Source organism: Cyanobium sp. N5-Cardenillas, from assembly GCF_024345515.1.
Taxonomy (GTDB): domain Bacteria; phylum Cyanobacteriota; class Cyanobacteriia; order PCC-6307; family Cyanobiaceae; genus Cyanobium.
The window spans coordinates 1-8,857 of record NZ_JAGQBG010000129.1 but is presented as its reverse complement, the minus strand read 5'-3'; the positions used below and the strand labels follow the sequence as shown (position 1 = coordinate 8,857).

The window sequence follows — 8,857 nt, the reverse complement described above, 5'->3', positions numbered from 1 at the left end:
TATCTCGACACCGTCGGGGGGCCGATCTCCTTCTATTACACCCGCACCGATGATCTGCGCGGCAACTCCTTCACGGATGTGAACCCCACCGTGGAGTCCAACCCGTTGATATCCGTGGGCAATGGGGGTTTCCTGCGGCTGGTGAAGTGCGCTGGCGCTCCCGTCAACAATTGCACCACACCCGTACCGGAAACAGACGTGGCCCTGGTGGGCGATCCCGATGACCTCAATATCTTCGGGCGCGACAGCGGCAGCTTGCAGATCGTCAATTTCGGTGTGATCAGCACAGCAGCTGGATTTGGCCGTATTTCGGGCGCTTGGTTCTACATGCCTGTGGGTTATTTCGAGCTCAAATCCTATGGTTGTGCTGGCTATAACCCTCCCGGTACAGCTCCCGGCATCAGTGCGGATGATTCCTGGATCTTCAACGGCCGCATCTGGACCCAATCGTTCAAGCCCTGCGGAGATATCCACATCCGCGTCCCCCCCTCATCGGCCAACAACCTGGGTGCTGTTGTTGCGGCCAGTTCCCTGCTTGACGACATCAGTTTCGTTCCCTGGGTGGGTGAAGACTGGGTGGCCCGCAGCGTCACCAATGCCCGCAACTACGGTCCATGAACCGCCCTAATCCCACGGCTAACGGCGGGTTCACCATCGTTGAGCCCCTCATCCTGCTGGTGATGCTGCTGATCGTGAGTTCCGGCACCTCCGTTCTGATCGACAGCATCAATCGAAGCTCGGTGAGTGCCCGGCTGCAGATCAAGATCAACGAGGATATTGAATCCGACATCGCCACCGTTCGTGGCGTGGCCGACCGCCTCACCTGCTGCTCCGGCACCTGCCTGGTGGCCACCCTCAACGCCGCCACTGGCCTGGCCACCTTCCCCTCGCGTGATTCAGGCACTGCCACCGCCTCCTGTCTCACCAACAATCCCCGCAGGAGCGCCTTCTTCTTCCCCACCCAAGACGACCTCTCCACCGCCTCCCCAATCCCGGGTTCCACATCGGCCCGGGAGCCGGATGCGGTGACCGAGTTCTGCGCCAACAACACCGTCACCTCGCCGGTGATGACACCACTGCTGACGGCCGTCAACGCCCTGCCCAATCCCCTGGCGGCCCAGAACATCACCCGGGTCGTCAGCATTCAGCCGAACAAGGTGCTGCGTGTGATCTACCGGGAGACCGTGCCCACCACCCGGGATCTGCGGCTGATCAGCATCGTCCCGCCGATGGCCAACTTCTGCACATGAAGGTTCCCCTCCCGCCAGCGCGATCCCGGCCAGGGGCCCAGGGCTTCACCACCATGGAGATCATGGTCACCGTGGCGGTGCTCGGCGTGGTGGCGGCCGTGGTGGTGCCGGCCAACCAGGTGCAGTGGCGGCGGGAGCGGGTCAATGCCGCCGCCCTCGAGCTCACCTCCTGGCTGGAGGTGATCGCCCGCACGCCCGACCAGACCGGCACCAACTGCACCGTCACTGTCACCACTGGCACCAACCGGGCCCCCGGGGCTCAACTGGCTTCGGTGAACCCACCCACCTGTGCCCCCGAGAGCACGCTCAATCTTCCTGCAACCGTGCTGGGGGCCTCCTCCTACAACGTGGGGGCTTCGTCCAACACCATCACCTTCACCCCGCGGGGGGCCGTTTCCAGCACGGTCCCCATCCAGGTGCGCATCAGCGTCGACGGCCAGCTGCCCCTGCGCTGCGTTCAGGTCACCGGCCTGCTTGGGCTGCTGCGGCTGGGGAACAACAACACCACCGGCAATGTCGGCACCGCCTGCGACGCCAGTCAGTTCAACCGCGCATGACGCATCTCCATCGCCCCCACGCCGCCAGCCCAGGCTTCACCCTGGTGGAACTCCTGGTGGGGGTGGTTGTCGGGGGCATTGCCCTGGCCTCGATCGCCAGCGTGGCGGTGAGTCACATCCGCACCACCAGCCGGGTCACCTGGAACACCCAGGTGCAGCGCGACATCGCCAAGATGAATTCCTTCCTGGCGGTGGAATCCCGCGAGGCCTGCGCCTTCTCCGCAGGGGCGGCGGCCCCCACGGACTGGGTCAACGGCGCGACGATGCCTACCCCCTCCCCCTGCACCACGGCCTGCACCACCGGAGCCGCCAACGAAGTGCGGCTGCTGGTCCCGTTCAACACCGGCCCGAACGCGGCTCCGATCTCGCGGGTGATCCGTTTCTACACGGCGGTGAATGGCACCACCGGCCTCACCGAGCTGCGCCGCGACGGGCCCGGTATCGCCGCTAACGGCCAGCTCAATGCCACCAACCTGACCGGATCGGTGCTGGTCGACGGGGTCAACACCTTCACGGCCAATGTTTCCCCCGATTGCCGCACCGTGACCCTTCAACTCAGTTTCGACGTCCCCAACAACGGCGGCACCACCCCCCTGGAGTCGATCACGCTCACCACCGGTGTGCGGATGTTCTCCTAAGCCGCCGGCATGGCCTGGGACCACGGCTATTACTCCCACTCCACCTACACCAGCGGCTTCTTCCGGGAACTGACCCCAGGCTGGCTGGATTTCGCCGCCCTGCTCAAGGGCCATTCCCCCCCCCGCAGCGACGAGGGTCAGGCGTTTCAGTACCTCGAACTCGGCTGCGGCATGGGTTTCGGCCTCTGCCTGCTGGCGGCGCTCCACCCGGAGGGCACGTTTCTCGGCATCGACTTCAATCCCTCCCACATCAGCCATGCCGAGGGGCTGCGCCGCCGGCTGGCGCTCACCAACGTGCGCTTTCTGGAGGCCGATTTCCTTGCCCTGGCCGAGGATCCATCCCTGCTCGGACCGGGCCCGGCCTGCGGTGGCGGCTACCACTACGTGGCCGCCCACGGCATCGCCACCTGGGTGAGCGAGCCGGTGCAGCAGGCCCTGTTCGCCGTGGCCTCCGCGGCCCTGCGGCCGGCCGGTCTGTTCTACTGCTCCTACAACACCCATCCGGGCTGGCTGGGGCGCACCACCTTCCAGACGCTCTACACCCTGGAGCGCCGCCGGGCCGATCCCGCCGATCCCCGTGCCCCGTTGCGTCGGGCCATCGCCGCCATGCAGTCCCTGCTTGGCAGCGACGACCAGCCCTCGGCCCTGCGGCATGCCATACCCCAGTTGGGGGAGGATCTCGCCGGCCTCAATCCCGACCATTTCGATTACCTCTGCGGTGAGTTCGCCAACGACGGCTGGCAACCGCTCTTCGTGGCCGACCTGCACCAGCGGTGTCAGGCCCACAAGCTGCATCCCCTCGGCACGGCCACCCTGCCCGAGGCTTTCGAGCAGTTGCTGGCCCCGTCCCTGCAGGGCCCGATCTTCGCGGAGGTCAATCCCCTGATCCGCCAGACCATGATCGACCTGGCCACCAACAAGGCGTTTCGCCGCGATGTCTTCGTCAAGGGGCTCGACCCGCTCACCCTTCAGGATGCGGAGCTGCGGATCGGCGTTCTGGGCCTGCGGCCCCTGCAGTTCCCCCCGGTGACCGACTGGGGGGAGGAGTCGTTCAGCTTCAGCACCAGCTTCGGCCAGGTCCAGGGGGACCCTGCCGTGTATGGCCCGGTGGCGGACCGCCTGGCGGCCGGAGCCTGCACGGTGGCCGAGCTGCAGGAGCACAGCGGCCGGTCGGCCGCGGAACTGCTGATGATCCTGGCCCTGTTCCTTGATGCCGGCTGGATCGGCTTCGATCGCGCCCGCCTGGCCACTGCCGGCAAGCTGTCGGCCCAGGTGCAGCGCTGCAATGGCGTGCTGATGGAGTTGATCGCTGGGGGCCGGCCCTATGCCTCCCTGATGCTTCCGGAGGTGGGTACGGCCCTGCCGGTCAGTGTCGTCGATGTGCTGATCCACCAGGCCAGGGCCCAGGGGCTGGAGGAGCCGATGCTTGGCACCTGCGTGCTGATGGGTATGGAGCAGTTGGGCGTTCACCTGCTGGCTTCCGACAAGAGCCCGATCAACGATCCCGAGGCGCAGCTGACGCGTCTGACGGCCCTCATCGCTGATTTTTGCGAGCAACGGCTGCCCATCCTGCAGCGCCTGGGGGGCCTGCCTACACCGAAGCGGCGCTGATCGCCTCCGCCCCGAAATAGGGCACCAGCGCCTGGGGCAACGTCACGCTGCCATCGGCCTGCTGGCCCGCCTCCAGCAGGGCGGCCATGGTGCGGCCCACCGCCAGGCCGCTGCCGTTGAGGGTGTGCAGCAGACGGGTGGTCTTGCCGTCGCGGAAGCGGATCGAGGCCCGGCGGGCCTGGAAATCGCCGCAGGTGCTGCAGCTGGAGATCTCCCGGTAGGTGCCGGCCCCCGCCAGCCACACCTCCAGGTCGTAGGTGCGGACGGCGGAGAAGCCCAGATCGCCCGTGCACAGCTCCAGGCGCCGGTAGGGCAGCTCCAGGGCCTCGAGGATCGCTTCGGCATCCAAGGTGAGCTGCTCGTGGGCCGCTTCCGAGTCCTCCGGGCGGCAGAACCAGTAGAGCTCCACCTTGTTGAACTGGTGCAGGCGGATCAGCCCCCGGGTGTCGCGGCCGTAGGAGCCGGCCTCGCGGCGGAAGCAGGGGGTGTAGGCGGCGTACTTGAGCGGCAACTGCTCGGCGCCCAGCACCTCACCGCGGTGCAGGGACGTGACCGGCACCTCGGCGGTGGGAGTGAGCCAGAGGTCGTCGTCGGCGCAGCGGAAGCTTTCCTCGGCGAACTTCGGCAGCTGGCCGGAGGCGGTGAGGCTGGCGGTGTTGACCAGGATCGGCGGCAGCACCTCGGTGTAACCCCGTTGGCTGTGGCGATCGAGCATGAAGCTGATCAGGGCCCGCTCCAGCCGTGCCCCCTGGCCCAGCAGGGTCACAAAGCGGCTCTGGGCGATGCGCACCGAGCGCTCGGTGTCGACGATGCCCAGCCGCTCGGCGATCTGCCAGTGCTCCTGCAGCTCCTCGCCCTCCACGGCGACGCGCGGCGTGCCCCAGCGCTTCACCTCCACGTTGTCGGCCTCGCTGCGGCCGGTGGGGCACAGGGGCGAGGGCAGGTTGGGCAGCACCATCAGCTGCTCCAGCAGCTGGGCCTCGATCCCCTTCTCCTGCTCTTCGAGCTCCGCCACCTGCTGCTTGATGCGGTTGCCCTGCTCGCGCAGCTCCTTCACCTCCTCGCCGCCCGGGGCGGCGCCGGCCCGGATCCGCTCGCCCACCTCCCGTCCGATGCGGTTGCCCTCCGCCTGCAGCTCACTGCGCCGTTGCTCCAGGTCGCGGGCCTCAAGGGCCAGTTGCCGCAGGCCGGAGAGGTCGGTGGCCAGGCCGCGCCGCGCCAAGGGGGCGGTGATCAGCGTCGGGTCGTTGCGCAGCAGGCGCTGATCCAGCACGGGAGGGCCATCGTCTTGAGGGCAGCCTACGGACCGGGGGTTCCAGGCCTGAATTCAAGATCTGGCTGCGGCTGGGGCTGAGGCCCATCGCTGCATCGGCCCTAAGCTCAAAAAACCATCTGACCATCTGACCATGCGATCCGTTGGATTGGCGGAGGCGAAAGCACAGCTCTCCGCCTTGCTGGATGCGGTGGAGCTGGGTGATGAGGTGGTGATCACCCGCCGCGGCCAACCGGTGGCCCGACTGGTGCGTGAAATCCCGGCGCTATCGAAGGATGCCGCGCTTCCCTGGCCGGAGCGGCTGCGGCGGTTTCATGGCAACCAGCCCCCCTTTGCGGGGAATGCGGTTGCCCTTGTTGGTGAATTGCGACGCGATCGGGGATGACGCCCCAACGCCGGAATCCCATGGCGGCGGCGTATGTGGACACCTGCGTGGTGCTGTCCCTTTTTCTGAACGACGCCGGCTTTCCTGCGGCGGAGCAGTGGTTGCTCGACCAGGGCCATGCTCCTCTCTGGGTCAGCCACTGGGTGTTGGTGGAGTTCGCCGGTGTGGTCTCTCTGTGCGTGCGCCGGGGTGATCTCAGCGGTGATCGTGCCGGGGCCGTCCACGCCGAGTTTGAGTGTTTCCGCCGCGAGCGCCTGCAATTGCTGGAACCGCGGGGAACGGATTTCCTGCTGGCCAGGCAGTGGTTGCAGGAGGTGGGGAGCCTGCCGCTGCGCAGTGGCGACGCCCTCCATCTGGCCATCGCCAGCCGGGAGCAGTTGATCCTCACCACGGCCGACCAGGCGATGATTCAGGCCGCCACCGCCCTGGGCCTGGACCACCACTGGATCGGCCCAGACCCTTGAGATCTGGGAGGAATCCGCTGCAGGAAGGTTCTTCAGAGCACCTGAACCACTTCGCTCACTTCCGGGATCGCTTCGCGCAGCTTGCGCTCGATGCCCATCTTCAGGGTCATGGTGCTGCTGGGGCAGGAGCCGCAGGCGCCCTGCAGGCGCACCTTGACGATCGGGCCGTCGATTTCGACCACTTCCACGTTGCCGCCATCGGCCATCAGGTAGGGGCGCAGCTCATCGAGGGTGCGCTCGACGTTCTCGATCGTGAGGGCGCGGGGGTCGGTGCCCGTTGCGGTGGTGGTCTCGGTGGTCATGGGTACTCCATTGTTTGCCCAGAGCTTAGGAAGCCCGGGGCCGGTTCAGACGAGGCGCACGGTCGGTCCGTCGGGCGCCAGCTGGCGGAGTCCGTTTCCTGAGGCATCCTGCGCGCACTGCGCCTGCACCACCGGGATGGATTTCGCGCCCGCCTATCCCACCGACAAGACCTACGGGGCCTTCCTGCACCGGGAACTGTCCGTGTCCTGGCTCGTGCTGGCGACCCTCATGGGCGGCCGCCATCGGCTCGATCCCGGCCTGATCCGCTCGGCCTTCCACTACCTCGATTTCGGCTGCGGCCACGGCCTGAACCTCCTGTTCAACGCCGCCGCCCACCCCGAGGCCCACTTCTACGGGCTCGACCTGAACCCCACCCACGTCGCCAGCGCCACCGCCAAGGCGGAAGCACTGGGCCTGGGCAACGTGCACTTCGCCCTGGCGGATCTGACGACCTTCGCCGGCGGCCGTCCCAGCACCGGCCCCTGCCGCGCTTGGCCGGAGGCCTACGACTTTGTGGTCGCCCATGGGCTGGCGAGCTGGGTGGGGCCCGAGGTGAGGGAGGCCCTGATCGCGGCGGCGGGATCTGTGCTGCGACCGGGGGGGATCTTCTACTGCTCCTACAACACCTATCCGGGCTGGCTGTCGCGCAGCACCCTGCAGATGCTGAGTGTGGAAGAGGCCCTGCGCGCCGGTGGCAGCACCTCCCCGGCCGGCATTCGCAGGGCCGCAGAGACCCTCACCAGCCTCACCGGCACCGAGGGCCACGACTGGCCCCTCGGTAAGGAGCTGCCGCAGCTCCGCGGCCTGGTCGAGGGTCTGCAGCCGATGCCGGAGTCCTACCTGGTGGGGGAATACCAGTCGGCCCATCAACCCCTCTATGTGGGCCCCATGCACCGGCTCTGCGGGGCCCATGGACTCACCCACATCGGTTCAGCCACGCTGCCGGAGATGTTCCCCGGGATGCTGGACCCGGAACGGCGTGCCCTGGTTCTGGGGGCGGCCGATCTGCCCATGCGAGAGGTGTTGCTGGATCTGGCCACCAATCAGACCTTCCGTCGTGATCTCTTCGCCCGGGGGGCCTGCCCGCCATCGACGCCATGGCGCCGCCAGACCATGGCGGACCTGCGGCTGCATTCCTGCGCTGGAGCGGAGGACGACAGGTGTGAATTCGACACGGCACTTGGCCGCCTGGGGGTGGATCCCAGCTTCGTTGGGACCTTGAAGAATGTGCTTACCGCCCAGCCCGAGAGTTTCGGTTGGCTGCTGGAGCAGGCCGAGCTGGAGCTCGAGGATGGGCTGATGCGGCTCTCCGTTCTCGTCGGTGCGGGAGTGGTGGGCGTGGGCGTCGGCGAGGGAGCTGAAGCGTCAGGGCCATCCATCGCCGCGTTCAATCAACGTTGTCTCGAGCAGATCACGGCGGGTGAGGAGATCGGCGCCCTGCTCTCGCCTGTGCTGCTGCAGCCCGTCGCCATCACCCTGCTGGAGGCCTTCTTCCTGCAGGTCGCCCACGCGGACCTGTCGCCCGAAGACATGGCGCAGCTGGTATGGATGGGCATGGGCATGGCCGGCGCCACTGTGAAAGACCCCGAGGGACAACCGATCGAGGACCCTGAGCAGGCCCTGGGCCAGCTGCAGGAGTTCTGGGAGACCTTCGCCCGCGAGCGGCTGCCGGTGCTGCGGCGGCTCGGCCTTGCCCAGGCCACTGCGTAGCCCGGCGCCTTCAGCGCTCGTTCAGAGCCCGAAGGACGGTGTCAACCGTGGCCTCGCCGAGGAAGTAACCGTTACTGCATAGGCTCAGTAGCACTGGGCCGGCGGCGGGGATCAGCCCGCGCAGGCGCGCCATGGCCACCACCGCAGCCGTACCGGTGAGTTCCAAATCCAGCCGGCGGGCTTCGGCGCGGCCAGCGCGGTCGTCGAGGATCAGCAGCGACTCCAGGCCCCGCTGGAGCCTCCCCAGCGCCAGGGCGATGCAGCTGGCTTCGCCGGCATCGACGCCTGGGTTGAGCGGCTGGTAGGCCTCAGTTCCGCCCGGTTCACTGAGGCGCAGCCAGCCCTCGACCAGGGCCGCGGCGAGATCCTCCTGCCCGTCAAAGAGCGCAAGGTCTGGCTCCGGCCCCGTGATCCGAAGTTCCGCCGCAACGGCCGGCGTGATCAGGACCTGCCCGAACACATCGCGCAGCAAGCCGAGCCGCCTGATTCGGGAGAGCCCGATGAGCGGGCCGGCATCGGCGATCACCGCTGGGATCAAGTCCGAATGGCTGGGGCGTTGAGCCCGAGCCAACGCCGGGCGGCTTCGAGATCGGAGCCGGCGTCGGCCGGATCGCTGGAGCTGAGTGGAATCCTTAGGCTGGAGAGGAGTTCGAGAAAGTGCGGCAA

Annotated in this window: 11 protein-coding genes; 8 read left to right on the top strand and 3 right to left on the bottom strand. The window is 67.5% G+C overall.

The window, feature by feature from the left end:
* The 5 genes from KBZ04_RS10900 to KBZ04_RS10880 form a co-directional block, all read left to right on the top strand.
* A partial coding sequence (locus tag KBZ04_RS10900; protein ID WP_254991954.1) for a hypothetical protein occupies positions 1–618 on the top strand: 618 nt, incomplete at its 5' end.
* On the top strand, positions 615–1,250 hold the full coding sequence (locus KBZ04_RS10895) for a hypothetical protein (RefSeq protein ID WP_254991953.1): 636 nt from the start codon (positions 615–617) through the stop codon (positions 1,248–1,250). The genes KBZ04_RS10900 and KBZ04_RS10895, both read left to right, overlap by 4 nt.
* Positions 1,247–1,807, top strand: a complete 561-nt coding sequence (locus tag KBZ04_RS10890) for a prepilin-type N-terminal cleavage/methylation domain-containing protein (RefSeq protein WP_254991952.1) — start codon at positions 1,247–1,249, stop codon at positions 1,805–1,807. Before KBZ04_RS10895 ends, KBZ04_RS10890 begins: the two co-directional genes overlap by 4 nt.
* The gene (locus KBZ04_RS10885; RefSeq protein WP_254991951.1) at positions 1,804–2,445 is read left to right on the top strand and encodes a prepilin-type N-terminal cleavage/methylation domain-containing protein; all 642 of its coding nucleotides are present in this window, start codon (positions 1,804–1,806) and stop codon (positions 2,443–2,445) included. Before KBZ04_RS10890 ends, KBZ04_RS10885 begins: the two co-directional genes overlap by 4 nt.
* A 9-nt stretch (positions 2,446–2,454) precedes the next feature.
* On the top strand, positions 2,455–4,056 hold the full coding sequence (locus KBZ04_RS10880) for a class I SAM-dependent methyltransferase (RefSeq protein ID WP_254991950.1): 1,602 nt from the start codon (positions 2,455–2,457) through the stop codon (positions 4,054–4,056).
* On the opposite strand, the gene serS is transcribed toward KBZ04_RS10880, so the two are convergent.
* Positions 4,037–5,329, bottom strand: coding sequence for a serine--tRNA ligase (gene serS / locus KBZ04_RS10875; protein WP_254991949.1), 1,293 nt, complete (start codon positions 5,327–5,329; stop codon positions 4,037–4,039). The genes KBZ04_RS10880 and serS overlap by 20 nt on opposite strands.
* Before the next feature lie 133 nt (positions 5,330–5,462).
* On the opposite strand from serS, the gene KBZ04_RS10870 reads away from it, so the two are divergent.
* Both KBZ04_RS10870 and KBZ04_RS10865 read left to right on the top strand, forming a co-directional pair.
* Complete coding sequence (locus KBZ04_RS10870) at positions 5,463–5,714, top strand: type II toxin-antitoxin system Phd/YefM family antitoxin (protein ID WP_254966016.1); 252 nt, start codon at positions 5,463–5,465, stop codon at positions 5,712–5,714.
* On the top strand, positions 5,711–6,178 hold the full coding sequence (locus tag KBZ04_RS10865; RefSeq protein ID WP_254991948.1) for a type II toxin-antitoxin system VapC family toxin: 468 nt from the start codon (positions 5,711–5,713) through the stop codon (positions 6,176–6,178). The genes KBZ04_RS10870 and KBZ04_RS10865 overlap by 4 nt, the downstream gene beginning before the upstream one ends.
* Positions 6,179–6,210: 32 nt before the next feature.
* Here KBZ04_RS10865 and KBZ04_RS10860 read toward each other — a convergent pair whose 3' ends face one another.
* Positions 6,211–6,480 (bottom strand): NifU family protein, encoded by a 270-nt coding sequence (locus KBZ04_RS10860; RefSeq protein ID WP_254991947.1) that lies wholly within the window; start codon positions 6,478–6,480, stop codon positions 6,211–6,213.
* A 136-nt stretch (positions 6,481–6,616) separates the two neighbouring features.
* On the opposite strand from KBZ04_RS10860, the gene KBZ04_RS10855 reads away from it, so the two are divergent.
* Positions 6,617–8,191, top strand: coding sequence for a class I SAM-dependent methyltransferase (locus KBZ04_RS10855; RefSeq protein ID WP_254991946.1), 1,575 nt, complete (start codon positions 6,617–6,619; stop codon positions 8,189–8,191).
* A gap of 10 nt (positions 8,192–8,201) precedes the next feature.
* Here KBZ04_RS10855 and KBZ04_RS10850 read toward each other — a convergent pair whose 3' ends face one another.
* Entirely contained in the window at positions 8,202–8,729 is a 528-nt protein-coding gene (locus tag KBZ04_RS10850; protein ID WP_254991945.1) for a hypothetical protein, read from the bottom strand.
* Positions 8,730–8,857 lie beyond the last annotated feature (128 nt).